Annotated in this window: 11 protein-coding genes; all 11 read left to right on the top strand. The window is 38.0% G+C overall.

What is annotated here, in order from left to right; translation table 11 throughout:
• Nucleotides 1–58: 58 nt before the first annotated feature.
• The 11 genes from ilvB to lonB all read left to right on the top strand — a co-directional run bounded on the left by ilvB (nucleotide 59) and on the right by lonB (nucleotide 14,411).
• Nucleotides 59–1,786, top strand: a complete 1,728-nt coding sequence (gene ilvB / locus DS745_RS19120; protein WP_129079814.1) for an acetolactate synthase large subunit — start codon at nucleotides 59–61, stop codon at nucleotides 1,784–1,786.
• Nucleotides 1,783–2,301 (top strand): acetolactate synthase small subunit, encoded by a 519-nt coding sequence (gene ilvN / locus DS745_RS19115; RefSeq protein WP_129079813.1) that lies wholly within the window; start codon nucleotides 1,783–1,785, stop codon nucleotides 2,299–2,301. The genes ilvB and ilvN overlap by 4 nt, the downstream gene beginning before the upstream one ends.
• 117 nt (nucleotides 2,302–2,418) lie before the next feature.
• A complete protein-coding gene (gene ilvC / locus DS745_RS19110; protein WP_129079812.1) occupies nucleotides 2,419–3,441 on the top strand; it encodes a ketol-acid reductoisomerase in 1,023 nt (340 codons plus the stop codon).
• On the top strand, nucleotides 3,428–4,972 hold the full coding sequence (locus DS745_RS19105) for a 2-isopropylmalate synthase (RefSeq protein ID WP_129079811.1): 1,545 nt from the start codon (nucleotides 3,428–3,430) through the stop codon (nucleotides 4,970–4,972). Before ilvC ends, DS745_RS19105 begins: the two co-directional genes overlap by 14 nt.
• 60 nt (nucleotides 4,973–5,032) lie before the next feature.
• Nucleotides 5,033–6,121 carry a 3-isopropylmalate dehydrogenase gene (leuB, locus tag DS745_RS19100; protein WP_129079810.1) on the top strand — a complete coding sequence of 363 codons (1,089 nt, stop codon included), beginning with the start codon at nucleotides 5,033–5,035 and terminating at the stop codon, nucleotides 6,119–6,121.
• Nucleotides 6,122–6,173: 52 nt separating this feature from the next.
• Entirely contained in the window at nucleotides 6,174–7,586 is a 1,413-nt protein-coding gene (leuC, locus tag DS745_RS19095) for a 3-isopropylmalate dehydratase large subunit (RefSeq protein WP_129079809.1), read from the top strand.
• Nucleotides 7,587–7,616: 30 nt separating this feature from the next.
• Nucleotides 7,617–8,204: a 3-isopropylmalate dehydratase small subunit gene (leuD, locus tag DS745_RS19090; protein ID WP_129079808.1), complete on the top strand. Its 588-nt coding sequence runs from the start codon at nucleotides 7,617–7,619 to the stop codon at nucleotides 8,202–8,204.
• A 174-nt stretch (nucleotides 8,205–8,378) separates the two neighbouring features.
• Nucleotides 8,379–9,401, top strand: a complete 1,023-nt coding sequence (locus tag DS745_RS19085) for a tetratricopeptide repeat protein (RefSeq protein WP_129079807.1) — start codon at nucleotides 8,379–8,381, stop codon at nucleotides 9,399–9,401.
• A gap of 239 nt (nucleotides 9,402–9,640) precedes the next feature.
• Entirely contained in the window at nucleotides 9,641–10,933 is a 1,293-nt protein-coding gene (gene tig / locus DS745_RS19080) for a trigger factor (protein WP_129079806.1), read from the top strand.
• A 379-nt stretch (nucleotides 10,934–11,312) separates the two neighbouring features.
• A complete protein-coding gene (clpX, locus tag DS745_RS19075; protein WP_129079805.1) occupies nucleotides 11,313–12,578 on the top strand; it encodes an ATP-dependent protease ATP-binding subunit ClpX in 1,266 nt (421 codons plus the stop codon).
• Nucleotides 12,579–12,731: 153 nt separating this feature from the next.
• A complete protein-coding gene (gene lonB / locus DS745_RS19070) occupies nucleotides 12,732–14,411 on the top strand; it encodes an ATP-dependent protease LonB (protein WP_129079804.1) in 1,680 nt (559 codons plus the stop codon).
• Nucleotides 14,412–14,498: the final 87 nt, after the last annotated feature.

Raw genomic sequence — 14,498 nt, 5'->3', positions numbered from 1 at the left:
TGTGGTCAAAACAGCACAAGTGCTGATGAATTCATATCAACTTGTAAGGGGGATAAAAATGAGTACCAAGTTGAGAAAAAAGGAAACTATTGCAAATCATGAAAAAAAGGTGATGACGGGGTCTTCGATGTTAGTTGAAGCGTTAAAAGCAGAGAATGTTGACGTAATTTTCGGATATCCTGGAGGAGCAATCTTACCTACTTTTGATGAGATCTATAAGGATGGTATTCGTCACATTTTGGCTAGGCATGAACAAGGTGCCATCCATGCAGCCGAGGGTTATGCAAGAGTTTCTGGGAAACCAGGAGTTGTCATTGTAACCTCTGGTCCAGGTGCCACAAACGTTGTCACAGGTATTGCTGATGCCATGATGGACTCATTACCATTAGTCATTTTCACTGGTCAAGTAAGTACAGCAGTTATTGGAACAGATGCATTCCAAGAATCAGATGTAATAGGAATTACAATGCCAATTACAAAACACAACTATCAAGTTAGAAGTGCTGATGAGTTACCTAGAATAATTAAAGAGGCTTTTCATATTGCTACTACAGGAAGACCTGGTCCTGTCCTTATTGATTTACCAAAAGATGTTTCAATTGAAACTGGAATATTTGACTATAGCAAAGAGGTTAATTTACCTGGGTATCAACCGACATATCTTCCAAATAAATTACAGATTAGAAAGCTAGTCGAAGCTGTTAGTAGTGCTAAAAAGCCAGTGATCTTAGTTGGAGCGGGTGTATTACACGCCAAAGGCTCAAGAGAATTACTGGAATATGCTGAACAGCAACAAATACCGGTAGCTTCCACGTTATTAGGTCTAGGGGCTTTCCCAGGTATTCATAAATTATTTCTAGGGATGGCAGGGATGCATGGTACTTACGCTGCAAATATGGCAATCTATCAAAGCGATCTATTAATAAGTATTGGTAGTCGATTTGATGACCGTGTAACGGGGAATCTTCAAAAGTTTGCGCCGACAGCCAAAATTGCTCATATTGACATTGATCCAGCTGAGATCGGCAAAAACATTGAGACTCATATTCCAATTGTTGCTGACGCTAAAGAAGCTCTAAAAGAGCTTGTTGCTCAAAACGGTTTAAAAGGACCGAATGCGGTATGGAACGAAGAGTTGCACCAACTAAAGGTAGAATATCCTTTATGGTATAACGAAGATCCATCTGTTATTAAACCTCAGCAACTTATTGAACGCATTTATGAAAAAACGAATGGTGAGGCGATTGTTACAACAGATGTTGGCCAACACCAAATGTGGACAGCACAATTCTTCAAATTTAATAAACCAAACCGCTGGGTAACCTCAGGGGGCTTAGGAACGATGGGATTTGGTTTTCCTGCAGCGATTGGTGCTCAAATAGCAGAACCAAGTACACCTGTTATCGCAGTGATGGGAGACGCTGGTTTCCAGATGACTTTGCAAGAACTATCACTGCTTCAAGAAATGAGGCTACCAGTGAAACTTGTGATTGTGAATAATGCATCATTAGGTATGGTGCGTCAATGGCAACAAATCTTCTACGAAGAGCGCTATTCGAATTCATTATTTCCAGTCCAACCTAATTTTGTTAAATTAGCGGAAGCTTACGATATTAAAGGGATGCGAGTCGATCATCTCGCAGACTTAGATGCTGCTGTTGAAGAAATGCTGAACCATGATGGACCTGTCTTGGTTGATTTCAGGGTAGCGGAAAAAGAAAATGTTTACCCAATGGTAGCGCCTGGAGCAGGTTTACATGAAATGATTGGAGTGAAACCAGAATGAAACGAATTATTACCGCAACAGTAAATAACGTTTCAGGAGTTTTGAACCGTGTAACAGGAATGTTGGCCAGAAGACATTATAACATCGAAAGCATAACTGTAGGACACACAGAAAACCCAGCGATATCAAGAATGACGTTTGTTGTTGTAGTTGATAACAAGAAAAGCGTTGAACAAGTAATTAAACAATTAAACAAACAAGTAGATGTTTTGAAAGTTTCTGATATTACTGATGAATCAATCGTTTCTCGCGAATTGGCCTTAATCAAAGTTTTTGCAACGGCTCAGCACCGTAGTGAAATTGCAGCAACTATTAATCCATTCCGAGCTGTGATCTTGGATGTTGGCAGAGAAACAATGACAGTTCAAGTAACAGGCGATCAACAAAAGGTTGAGGCATTAATAGAATTACTTCATCCTTTCGGGATTAAAGAACTAGCAAGGACTGGTATAACAGCCTTTAAGAGAGGAAATAAAACTTCTAATAATGAACAAAGGGTTTCTCTAATTAACTAGTTACACCTCTAAAAGTCGCAATATTCAAATTATGAATTCTGGATTATGAATAGATTGTGAGTTACTCACTAAGTATATTCAAACTACTAATTATATTAAAAAGGGAGATGTTGAGAAATGGCAAAGGTATATTATAACGGGGATGTAAATGAAACAGTTTTACAAGGGAAAAAGGTAGCGGTAATTGGATACGGTTCACAAGGTCATGCACATGCACTAAACCTAAAAGAAAGTGGAGTAGATGTTGTAGTTGGCCTTCGTAAAGGAGGATCTTGGGATAAGGCTGTAGCTGACGGCCAAACGGTTTTATCAGTTAATGATGCATCAGCCTTAGCTGATGTGATCATGGTTCTATTACCTGACGAATATCAACCAAAGATTTATAAAGAAGAAATTGAACCTAATTTGACAGCAGGAAAGGCATTAGTATTCGCACATGGATTTAATGTTCATTTTAGCCAAATTACTCCCCCTGATAATGTTGATGTATTTTTAGTAGCACCTAAAGGCCCTGGGCATTTAGTTAGACGTACGTATACAGAGGGAGCAGGTGTACCGGGATTAATTGCAGTCTATCAAGATGCCACTGGTGAAGCAAAAGAATTAGCTTTAGCTTATGCGAAACAAATTGGTGCGGCTCGTGCTGGAGTTCTTGAGACGACATTTCAAGAAGAAACAGAAACAGATTTGTTTGGGGAACAGGCGGTTCTTTGTGGTGGAACAACGGCTTTAGTAAAGGCAGGTTTTGAAACGCTAGTGGAGGCTGGTTATCAACCAGAAGTTGCATATTTTGAGTGTTTACATGAACTAAAATTAATTGTCGACTTAATGTATGAAAGTGGTTTGGAAGGAATGCGTTACTCAATTTCAGACACTGCACAGTGGGGAGACTTTGTATCAGGACCTCGTGTTGTAACACACCAAACGAAACAAGCAATGAAGGATATTTTAACTGACATCCAGACTGGAAAATTTGCAAAAGGTTGGATTTTAGAAAATCAAGCGAATCGACCAGAATTTAACGCAATTAATGCTCGAGAAAAACAACACCCAATTGAAGTAGTGGGCAGGCAGCTTCGTGAAATGATGCCGTTTGTTAAAGCGAAATCAAAAGGTGTGGTGACAAGTGCGAAAAATTAATGTCTTCGACACGACATTAAGAGACGGAGAACAATCTGCAGGGGTTAACTTAAACTTTGAGGAAAAATTAGAAATTGCCAGACAATTAGAGCGGTTAAACGTAGATATTATTGAAGCGGGATTTCCCGCTTCATCACCTGGTGACTTTCGTTCAGTGAAAGCTATTGCTGATACAGTACGAGGTTGCTCTGTAACTGGTTTGTCACGTTCTATTCAAAAAGATATTGATACATCTTGGGAGGCGTTAAGAGGCGGTATTGAACCAAGGTTGCATATCTTTATTGCAACTTCTCCTATTCATATGGTCCATAAATTAAAGAAGTCTCCTGAACAAGTAATTGAAACAGCTGTGGAAACTGTCAAATATGCGGCTAAGTTTTTCCCTACTATTCAGTGGTCAGCAGAAGATGCCTGTAGGTCTGATCTAAACTTCTTGGTGAGGATTATTGAACAAGTGATTGATGCAGGAGCATCGGTCATTAATATTCCTGACACGGTTGGTTATATTACTCCACATGAAATCGGACATATTTTTAAATACTTAAAAGAAAATGTTCGTAACATTGATCGTGCAATCTTATCAACCCATTGTCATGACGATTTAGGAATGGCTGTTGCCAATTCATTATCAGCTATTGAACACGGTGCAGGTCAGGTTGAGTGTACAATCAACGGGATTGGGGAACGAGCAGGCAACGCAGCGTTAGAAGAAATAGCAGTTGCTCTAAAAATTCGAAGTGATTACTATCATGCACAGACACGCTTGAAGCTTCACGAGATTAAGAGAACAAGCACATTGGTGAGTAAACTTACTGGGATGGTAGTCCCTAACAATAAAGCGATTATTGGTGCAAATGCATTTGCTCACGAGTCTGGCATTCACCAAGATGGTGTTCTAAAGGAAAAAACAACCTATGAAATTATTACACCAGAGTTAGTAGGTGTTTCATCAAACCGAATGGTGTTGGGTAAGCATTCAGGTCGCCATGCTTTTAAAGAAAAAATTAAAGAGCTAGGTTATTCAGTGAATGATGAAGAATTAAATCGTTTGTTTATAGCATTTAAAGACTTAGCTGATAAAAAGAAAGAGGTAACTGAGGAGGACATATTTGCTATTCTTACAGAAGAAAGAGTGGCAGCAGCGATTGCCTACTACAAGGTTCAGCAATTACAAGTGAACTATGGCACAAACAACATACCTACAGCCACTATTACTATGACTACTCCTGAAGGTTTAGAACTACAAGAAGCAGCGACAGGATCAGGTAGTGTCGAAGCGATTTACAATACTCTAGAACGAATGATTACGTCCCCTATTAAACTATTAGACTATCGAATTCAATCTGTTAGTGGCGGTCGTGATGCATTAGCTGAAGTATACGTAAAAATCAATTATCAAGAAACTGAAACGAGCGGGCGTGGAACAGCCCATGATGTCCTAGAGGCATCTGCAAAAGCCTATATTAATGCAGTTAATCGTATTTTAAATCGGAAATTAAAAGAAGATTTATCAATAAAAGTGCATTCGTAAATTCTACTATCCAGGCTTAAGAATTCAATTCTTAAGCCTGCTTTCTAAGGGGGAAGGACGTTGAAAAAAAAACTTACTGTAATTCCAGGGGATGGCATTGGTCCTGAGGTAATTAATGCGGCAGTTAAAGTATTAGATGTAATCGGAGATAAATATAATCACGAGTTTACTTACCATTATGCAAAATTAGGAGGAATTGCCATAGACGAGGAAGGTACCCCTCTTCCGCAAGAGACTATTGATTTATGTAAAGCTAGTGATGGCGTTCTGTTGGGTGCAGTAGGTGGACCGAAGTGGGATAAACTCCCAGGTCATATGCGTCCAGAAAAAGGTTTATTAGGGATCCGGAAAGCGCTTGAATTATATGCTAATTTACGACCTGTTACAGCGCAAAGAAGTTTACTAGATGCGTCAACATTAAAAAGAGAAGTTATTGAAGGTGTTGATCTTATGATCGTTCGCGAGTTAACGGGTGGGTTATATTTTGGTCAACCTCAAGAGCGAAGACAAGGTCCTGATGGTGAAGTAGTGGTAGATACCCTGTATTACAAAAAATCTGAGATTGAAAGAATTATTATAAAAGCTTTTGAATTAGCGAGAATACGAAACAAAAGAGTGACTTCAGTTGATAAAGCTAATGTTTTAGAGTCTAGTCGACTATGGCGGGAGGTAGCGGAAGAGGTTGCAAAAGAATACCCGGATGTACAATTAGAGCACATGCTTGTTGACAACGCAGCCATGCAGCTGATTCGTAATCCAAAACAATTTGATGTGATCGTTACGGAAAACATGTTTGGTGATATTTTAAGTGATGAGGCATCAATGCTAACGGGTTCTTTAGGAATGCTTCCTTCCGCTAGTATTGGTAGTGACGGGCCTGGACTCTTTGAACCGATACATGGGTCAGCACCTGATATTGCCGGAAAAGGAATTGCTAACCCATTAGCAACAATTCTATCAGTAGCGATGATGCTACGTTATTCGTTCTTCCTATCAGAAGAAGCCGATGCGATTGAAACAGCAGTTTCCAATGTGTTAGAAGCTGGATACCGGACTGGAGATATCGCTGAAAAAGGTGAGCAAATCTTAAATACAGAAAAAATGACGGATAAAGTTATAGAAAATATTGAATGTAAAATTAAGAATTAAGAATTCTAGATTCTACATTTAGCATTTTACATTCTCAAAGGAGAGGATCTGGATGACGAAAAAAACAATTATTGAAAAGATCTGGGAAGAGCATACCGTTGTCGAAGAAGCAGGGAAACCAACCCTTTTATATATTGATCTTCACATGGTACATGAGGTGACTTCTCCCCAAGCATTTGAAGGGTTGCGTTTAAAAGGTAGAAACGTGCGACGTCCTGACCTTACGTTTGCGACGATGGACCATAATGTCCCAACTGTTAACCGCTATATAATCACAGATGAAATTGCCAAAAAGCAGATGAATACTCTTTCAGATAATTGTGCAGAGTTCGGTATTACTATTGCAGATTTAGAGAGTCCTGAAAATGGGATCGTACATGTCATTGGTCCAGAGCTTGGATTGACCCAACCAGGAAAAACAATTGTTTGTGGAGATAGCCATACATCCACACATGGAGCATTTGGTGCACTAGCATTCGGGATTGGGACAAGTGAAGTGGAGCACGTTTTGAGTACACAAACACTATGGCAATTAAAACCTAAAACATTACAACTTCATGTAAAAGGCGACCTACCTTTAGGAGTAACTGCCAAAGACGTTATTTTAGGTATTATTGCGAAGTTCGGCGTTAATTTCGGAACAGGTTCCGTTATTGAATTTACAGGAGAAGCAATTCGCAATATGACAATGGAAGAGCGAATGACAATTTGTAATATGAGTATTGAGGCAGGAGCCAAAGCCGGATTAATTTCCCCTGATGATGTTACGTTTGAGTACTTAAGAGGAAAACAATTTTCTCCAGCAGGAGAAGAGTTTGAAGTAGCGGTTAATAAATGGAAGCAACTGGCTACTGATGAGGGGGCTGAGTATGATTTGACATTAGAAATTGAAGCCTCTGAAATTGAACCACAGGTTACCTGGGGGACTAATCCATCACAAGGTATTGGGATTAATGGTTTCATTCCTAATCCAAATGATGCAGTTACAAATACAGACAAAAGAGCAATTGAACAAGGACTAGATTACATGGGGCTTGTCCCGGGCATGTCAATGAAGGATGTGGAAATTCAACATGTCTTTATTGGCTCATGTACGAACTCACGTATGAGTGACTTAAGAGCTGCAGCCAAAGTAGCAAAAGGTAGGAAAGTGGCTCAAGGGATTAGGGCAATGGTTGTTCCTGGTAGTCAAAAAATTAAATTACAAGCAGAAGCAGAAGGCTTGGACCAAATATTCTTAGAGGCTGGCTTTGAATGGCGTGAGTCTGGATGCAGTATGTGTTTAAGCATGAACCCAGATTTTGTTCCAGAAGGAGAACGGTGTGCATCTACCTCCAACCGGAATTTTGAAGGGCGCCAAGGGAAAGGGGCTCGAACACACCTTGTTAGTCCTGCAATGGCTGCTGCTGCAGCAATCGCAGGGAAATTTGTTGACGTACGAACATTCTCAGAGGCAACGGTATAGAAAATAAATAATTGAAAGGAGATTTTTACTATGGCTGGAATTGTTATTCATGAAGGTAATACTGCAGCATTAAATCGTGTAAATGTTGATACAGATCAAATCATTCCTAAACAATTTTTAAAACGAATTGAACGAACAGGATTTGGCCAATATTTATTTTATGATTGGCGTTTTCAATCTGATGGTACTAATAACCCGAATTTTGAGTTAAACCAACCTCATAATGAAGGAGCAACAATATTAGTTGCAAACCATAATTTTGGTTGTGGATCATCAAGGGAACATGCTCCGTGGGCTCTACAAGACTATGGCTTTCAAGTAATCATTGCGCCTAGTTTTGCTGATATTTTTTATAATAATTGCGTAAAAAACGGAATATTAGCGATCAGATTAGGTGAAGATGAAGTGGAGCATCTATTAGAGAAAGCAGAAAAAGATAGTTATCGTCTCACTATCAATTTACAAAAACAAGAAGTCACTGATCCAGAAGGTTTTTTAGCTAGTTTCACAATTGATCCATACTGGAAAGAAATGCTCATGAATGGGTGGGATGAAATTTCGGTTACTTTAAAATATGAGGAGCAAATTAGCAATTATGAAGAGGTAAGACGGTCGTAATACCTTTTAAGGGGCTGCATAATCAGCCCCTTAATTTTTAATTTTACATAATTATTGCTTCTTTCTTGGAAATACATCACTTAGCTATCACAGTTAGTTCCATTTCGTTGTAATTCAATTTTTGGAATGGTAAACTGAGAAGAAACTAAGCTGAAAGAGTGGAGCGAATGTTTCATGAGTGAGGAACAAAAAAAGCGACAAGATAAGGTGGTTTTGTTTCCTGGCGTTGTGGATAAACTAGTAGGGAAAGGTATGGACTCCCTAAAAGAGAAACGTTTTTCACAGGCACATTCCTACTTTGAACAAGCCTTAAACATAGAACCTGATCATCCTCAAGGAAGATTTGGGGTTGCATTGAGCCTTATTGAACAAAGTAGACTAGAGGAAGCAAAAGATGTAACTGAGAACATGTTGAAAGAGGATATCGGTAATTATTACGACATTCTTCAAGTACATATTTCGTTATTAGTGCAATTAGGGCATTACGCTGAGGTAGTAACTATGCTTGAAGGGATAATGGAAGAAGAAAAGCTTCCAGCTAACCTAGCAGAATCGTTTTACCATTTGTTACATTTTAGCCGCCAAATGGTCGATGATGGTACTCCAATAGAGATTGCTGACGATATCCAATTTGCTTCAGAAGAACTTATACTCATGCTTAATGAAGGTTCTCCAGAAAAACAGTGGATAGCTATTCAGATGCTTGGTAAAAAGTCAAACCATATTTTCTTTGAGTCTGTGAAGGACTTTTTGAAAGATGGTAAGCAAGACCCTATTTTAAAGAGTTTGATTTTACAGCTTTTAAAAGAAAAAAAAGTGGAAGAAAACATTGAAATACATAAGTTCGGTAAAGTGTTAGATATAAACATTTCTGAAATAGATCACGAATTAAATGAGGAATTTAGAAATGAGACATTGACGATTGTAGCTCGGCATCTAGAAAATGATAACCCTAGCTTATTTGATGTGGTACGTCAGTTATGGAGCCATTATCTTTTGGCACTTTACCCGTTTTCACCAGAACCTTTTACCCCATCCATATGGGCTGCTGCCCTACATAAAACAGGTGCAGAAATGACGGGTATTGAGGAAGATGAGCGTCATTTAGCAAACCAATATGGAGTGAAAGTAGCTGAGGTGCAACAATGTTCCTTGAAAATTAACATAATTGAGCAGGAAACGTTTAAAGGTGTTTAAATACATATCTGTTTTTTCGTATGTCTAAAGACTATCTGTAAAACTAATATCTGACAGTTGAAATGCTATAGCTGTATGTTATAATAGAGTGGTTGTAAAAGGTGGATTAGCATATACTTTTCGTGCTTTGTCATAAAGTATGGAAAAAATTTAGGTTTTTGTTATTACATAAGAAACAAGCCTAGTCTTAAATACCACAAATACTTAACACGAATGAAAATGTTGGAGGGAAAGAATAAATGACTGCAAAATGGGAAAAGTTAGAAGGAAACCAAGGCGTTCTTACAATTGAAGTAGAAGCTGCACAAGTTGATGATGCTTTAAATCAAGCATTCAAAAAAGTAGTAGGGAAAGTAAATGTACCGGGATTCCGTAAAGGGAAAATTCCTCGTGCAATGTTCGAACAACGTTTTGGTGTAGAGTCTCTATATCAAGATGCTTTAGACATCTTATTACCAAGTGCATATGCTGCAGCAATTACTGAAACAAAGATCGAGCCAGTTGACCGTCCTGAAATTGACGTTGAGCAAATGGGCAAAGGTCAAAACTTAGTCTTTAAGGCTACTGTAACAGTTAAGCCAGAATTACAACTTGGTGAATATAAAGGTTTAGAAGTTGAAGAATTGGAAACAACTGTAACGGACGAGGATGTTGAGTTAGAATTAAAACGTCTTCAAGAAAAGCATGCAGAATTAACCGTTGTTGAAGATGGAACTATCGAAAATGGTGATACAGCAGTTATCGACTTCGAAGGTTTTGTTGATGGAGTTGCTTTCGAAGGTGGTAAAGGTGAAAATTACTCATTAGAAATCGGTTCAGGATCTTTCATTCCAGGTTTTGAAGAGCAATTAGTAGGTGTTAAGTCTGGAGAATCAAAAGACGTTGAAGTATCATTCCCAGAAGAGTACCATGCAACTGACCTTGCTGGAAAGCCAGCTGTATTTAAAGTAACAGTTCATGATATTAAACGTAAGCAACTTCCAAACTTAGATGATGAGTTTGCAAAAGATGTTAATGAAGAAGTTGAAACTTTGGATGCGTTAAAAGCAGATATCAAAGAAAAAATGACTCAAGACAAAGCAACTGAAGCAGATCACCACAAACGTGATACGTTAGTTGAAAAAGCTGCTGAAAACTCAACAGTTGATATTCCTGAAGCAATGATTGCTACTGAAGTTGATCGCATGTTAGAAGAGTTTGGTCAACGCTTACAGTCGCAAGGATTAAGCTTAGACATGTACTACCAGTTCTCTGGTCAAGATGAAAATGGTATGCGTGAACAGTTTAAAGGAGATGCTGATAAGAGAGTTCGTATCAACTTAACTCTTGAAGCAATTGCAGAAGCAGAAAAACTTGAAGTATCTGATGCAGATGTTGATGCTGAATTAGAAAAAATGGCAGAACTTTACCAACGTTCTGTAGATGAGTTAAAACAAATTCTAGCAATGCAAGGCGGAATTGATGCTTTAAAAGCTGACTTAAAAGTACGTAAAGCAGTAGATTTCCTTGTAGAAAACAGCAAATCTGCGTAATAATAAATATGAACAAGGCGCGATCTTATCGTGCCTTGTTTTATACTAAAGTAATGTAAAATATTTACTCTATGTTTCTTTTCAATACATACTGCCAAGTTTTTCTGCTGATTAAGGAGGGAAAAGAGAGGTAAAAATTGAACTAAATACATATACTTATTTATATCTTTACATATTCTTTAAAAGCATTTGGTTTACAATATAAAGTTTTATTTAACAACGAAAATACATATAATTTGAGAAGTATAGGTGCTTCTATTAGCGCTTATTCATGTAACTATGTTAAAATTCAATACATAATGAAATACGGATGTAAGTCAAGTCAATTTTAGTAAACATATGTGAAGATATAGAACTAACTTTGAGGGGTGAAATGTTTATGTTTAAATTTAATGATGAAAAAGGTCAACTTAAATGTTCTTTCTGTGGTAAAACACAAGACCAAGTAAGAAAGCTTGTCGCCGGACCTGGCGTATATATATGTGATGAATGTATCGAGCTTTGTACAGAAATTGTTGAAGAAGAGCTTGGCACTGAAGAAGAAGTAGATTTTCAAGATATTCCTAAGCCAAAGGAAATCAGAGAAATCTTAGATGACTATGTAATCGGTCAAGAACAAGCAAAGAAAACTTTATCAGTAGCAGTTTATAACCACTATAAACGTATTAACTCAGGCCAAAAAGGCGATGAAGTTGAACTTTCAAAAAGTAATATTTGTATGATTGGACCAACAGGAAGCGGTAAAACACTTCTTGCTCAAACAATGGCTCGTATTCTAAACGTGCCGTTTGCTATCGCTGATGCAACGAGTTTAACAGAAGCTGGGTATGTTGGTGAAGATGTTGAGAACATCTTATTAAAACTAATCCAAGCTGCTGATTATGATGTTGAAAAGGCTGAAAAAGGGATTATTTATATTGATGAAATTGACAAGGTTGCTCGTAAATCGGAGAACCCATCAATTACTAGAGATGTATCAGGTGAAGGTGTCCAGCAAGCATTATTGAAAATTCTTGAAGGTACAACAGCAAGTGTTCCACCACAAGGTGGGAGAAAGCATCCTCATCAAGAGTTCATCCAAATTGATACTACAAATATTCTGTTTATTTGTGGTGGTGCATTTGACGGTATCGAGTCAATTATTAAACGCCGTCTAGGTAAAAAAGTGATTGGTTTTGGTTCTGACGCAGTTAAGGAAGAACTAAAACCAGGTGAATATTTATCAAAAGTATTACCAGAAGATTTACTACGTTTTGGCTTAATCCCTGAATTTATTGGACGTTTACCAGTTATTTCGAGTTTAGGGCAGCTAGATGAAGCAGCACTAATTGAAATTTTGACCAAGCCAAAAAATGCTTTAGTTAAGCAATACCAAAAATTATTAGAGCTTGATGATGTAGAGCTATCCTTTACTGAAGATGCGTTAGTTGAAGTTGCTAAACAAGCAATAGAACGCAAAACTGGTGCTCGCGGTCTCCGTTCAATCATTGAAGGTATCATGCTAGATGTTATGTTTAAATTACCTTCTCGCGATGACATTGCGAAATGTAAGATAACTGCTGAGGTCGTTAGAGACAAAGCATTACCTGTGCTCGAAACAAAGGATGGCGAAGTTATTCAACAAGTTCCAAAAGAAAGTGCATAAAAAAAAGCTAGCGATCTCTATAGGTCGCTAGCTTTTGTATATTCACCATATAGTTACTAACAATTATTCCCTTCTCACATTTTGAAGATTACTCCATTCATTACCGGAGATACTAAAGTCAATCGATCTTGAAAAAATGTAGGAGGTTACTTCATGAATTGGACAGGAATTGCATTGTTAATCCAACTATTTTTTGGGATAATTATTGGTCTTTATTTTTGGAACCTGTTAAAAAGTCAGAGAACACAACGGGTTTCAGTTGATAAAGAATCAAGAAAAGAGCTAGAACAACTGCGCAGAATGAGAGCGATTAAGCTTAGTGAACCACTCTCTGAAAAGGTTCGACCTAAGAACTTTGATGAAATTGTAGGGCAAGAAGATGGAATACGCTCTTTACAAGCTGCTTTATGCGGGCCAAATCCACAACATATTATTATCTATGGACCACCAGGTGTAGGAAAGACTGCTGCAGCAAGATTAGTATTAGAAGAAGCAAAAAAAAATCCTACGTCACCCTTTAGAAGTTCAAGTGTATTTATTGAACTAGATGGGACTACCGCTCGGTTTGATGAACGTGGAATTGCTGACCCCTTAATTGGCTCAGTCCATGATCCAATTTACCAAGGAGCAGGTGCAATGGGGCAAGCAGGTATTCCTCAACCAAAACCAGGTGCAGTTACGAAAGCACATGGTGGTGTCTTGTTTATCGATGAAATCGGTGAACTCCACCCTATTCAATTTAATAAGTTACTAAAGGTTCTAGAAGATCGCAAAGTTTTCTTAGAAAGTGCATATTATAGTGAAGAGAATACACAAATTCCCCAACACATTCATGATATTTTTAAAAATGGCCTTCCAGCAGATTTTAGACTTATTGGGGCAACAACGAGAACACCAGCAGAAATTCCACCTGCGATCCGTTCCCGTTGTTTAGAAGTTTATTTTAGGGCTTTAAAACCTTCTGAAATAATTAAAGTAGCAAAGAAAGCTGTACAAAAGATTGAGTTTGAATATGAAGATGGAGTTTTAGATTTAATCTCTAAGTATGCTACAAATGGTCGTGAGGCAGTTAACATTGTACAAATCTCTTCAGGTATCGCAACAGCTGAAGATCGAAAACAAATAAAGCTATCTGATGTTGAATGGGTAATTCATTCGAGTCAACGTTCGCCTCGTCCAGAAAAAAATATCCATCAGGAACCAAAAGTTGGTTTGGTTAACGGATTGGCAGTTTACGGACCAAATTTAGGAGCAATAATTGAAATTGAGGTTACTGCTTATGAAGATAAGGGTAATGGTAAAATTAACATTACTGGTATTGCAGAAGAAGAAAGTACAGGTGATCGTAGTCGATCAATTCGAAGAAAAAGTATGGCAAAAGGCTCAGTAGAAAATGTTCTAACCGTATTAAAACGAATGGGAGTTCCAACGGATGATTATGACATCCACGTAAACTTTCCAGGAGGAACACCAATAGATGGACCTTCTGCAGGTATTTCTATGGCTACAGCCATCTATTCTGCGATCCATGATATTAAAGTAGATAACTCATTAGCCATGACTGGGGAGTTAAGTATTCATGGGACGGTAAAACCAATTGGTGGTGTTGTAGCAAAAGTAGAAGCTGCAAAACAAGCAGGAGCAAAACGTGTCATAGTCCCTATTGAAAATTACCAATCAATCTTTAGCGAGCAATCCGACATAGAGGTCATTGCCGTACAAACTCTTCAAGAAGTATTTGACCTATCCTTCGTTGCGGAAGAATTCTCCTCAGATGAAGAGGTTATCCCTGCAAGTGCTATTAATGCTTTAAATGATCCAACACCAATATAAAGATAAAGAAGGGGAGAAGAACCATCCCCTTCTTACTTAACTCTAATTGAGTTATATTAGACAAAGATGGTACGATAGGATAAAATT

This window comes from Anaerobacillus alkaliphilus, from assembly GCF_004116265.1.
GTDB lineage: Bacteria > Bacillota > Bacilli > Bacillales > Anaerobacillaceae > Anaerobacillus > Anaerobacillus alkaliphilus.
This window is presented reverse-complemented; position numbering and strand designations above follow the sequence as displayed.

Excerpts from the sequence above, each read along its gene's own strand:
- ilvB (WP_129079814.1), top strand. The coding sequence starts at position 59 with ATGAGTACCAAGTTGAGAAAAAAGGAAACTATTGCAAATCATGAAAAA.
- tig (WP_129079806.1), top strand. The coding sequence starts at position 9,641 with ATGACTGCAAAATGGGAAAAGTTAGAAGGAAACCAAGGCGTTCTTACA.
- lonB (WP_129079804.1), top strand. The coding sequence starts at position 12,732 with ATGAATTGGACAGGAATTGCATTGTTAATCCAACTATTTTTTGGGATA.
- ilvC (WP_129079812.1), top strand. The coding sequence starts at position 2,419 with ATGGCAAAGGTATATTATAACGGGGATGTAAATGAAACAGTTTTACAA.
- DS745_RS19085 (WP_129079807.1), top strand. The coding sequence starts at position 8,379 with ATGAGTGAGGAACAAAAAAAGCGACAAGATAAGGTGGTTTTGTTTCCT.
- leuD (WP_129079808.1), top strand. The coding sequence starts at position 7,617 with ATGGCTGGAATTGTTATTCATGAAGGTAATACTGCAGCATTAAATCGT.
- ilvN (WP_129079813.1), top strand. The coding sequence starts at position 1,783 with ATGAAACGAATTATTACCGCAACAGTAAATAACGTTTCAGGAGTTTTG.
- leuC (WP_129079809.1), top strand. The coding sequence starts at position 6,174 with ATGACGAAAAAAACAATTATTGAAAAGATCTGGGAAGAGCATACCGTT.
- clpX (WP_129079805.1), top strand. The coding sequence starts at position 11,313 with ATGTTTAAATTTAATGATGAAAAAGGTCAACTTAAATGTTCTTTCTGT.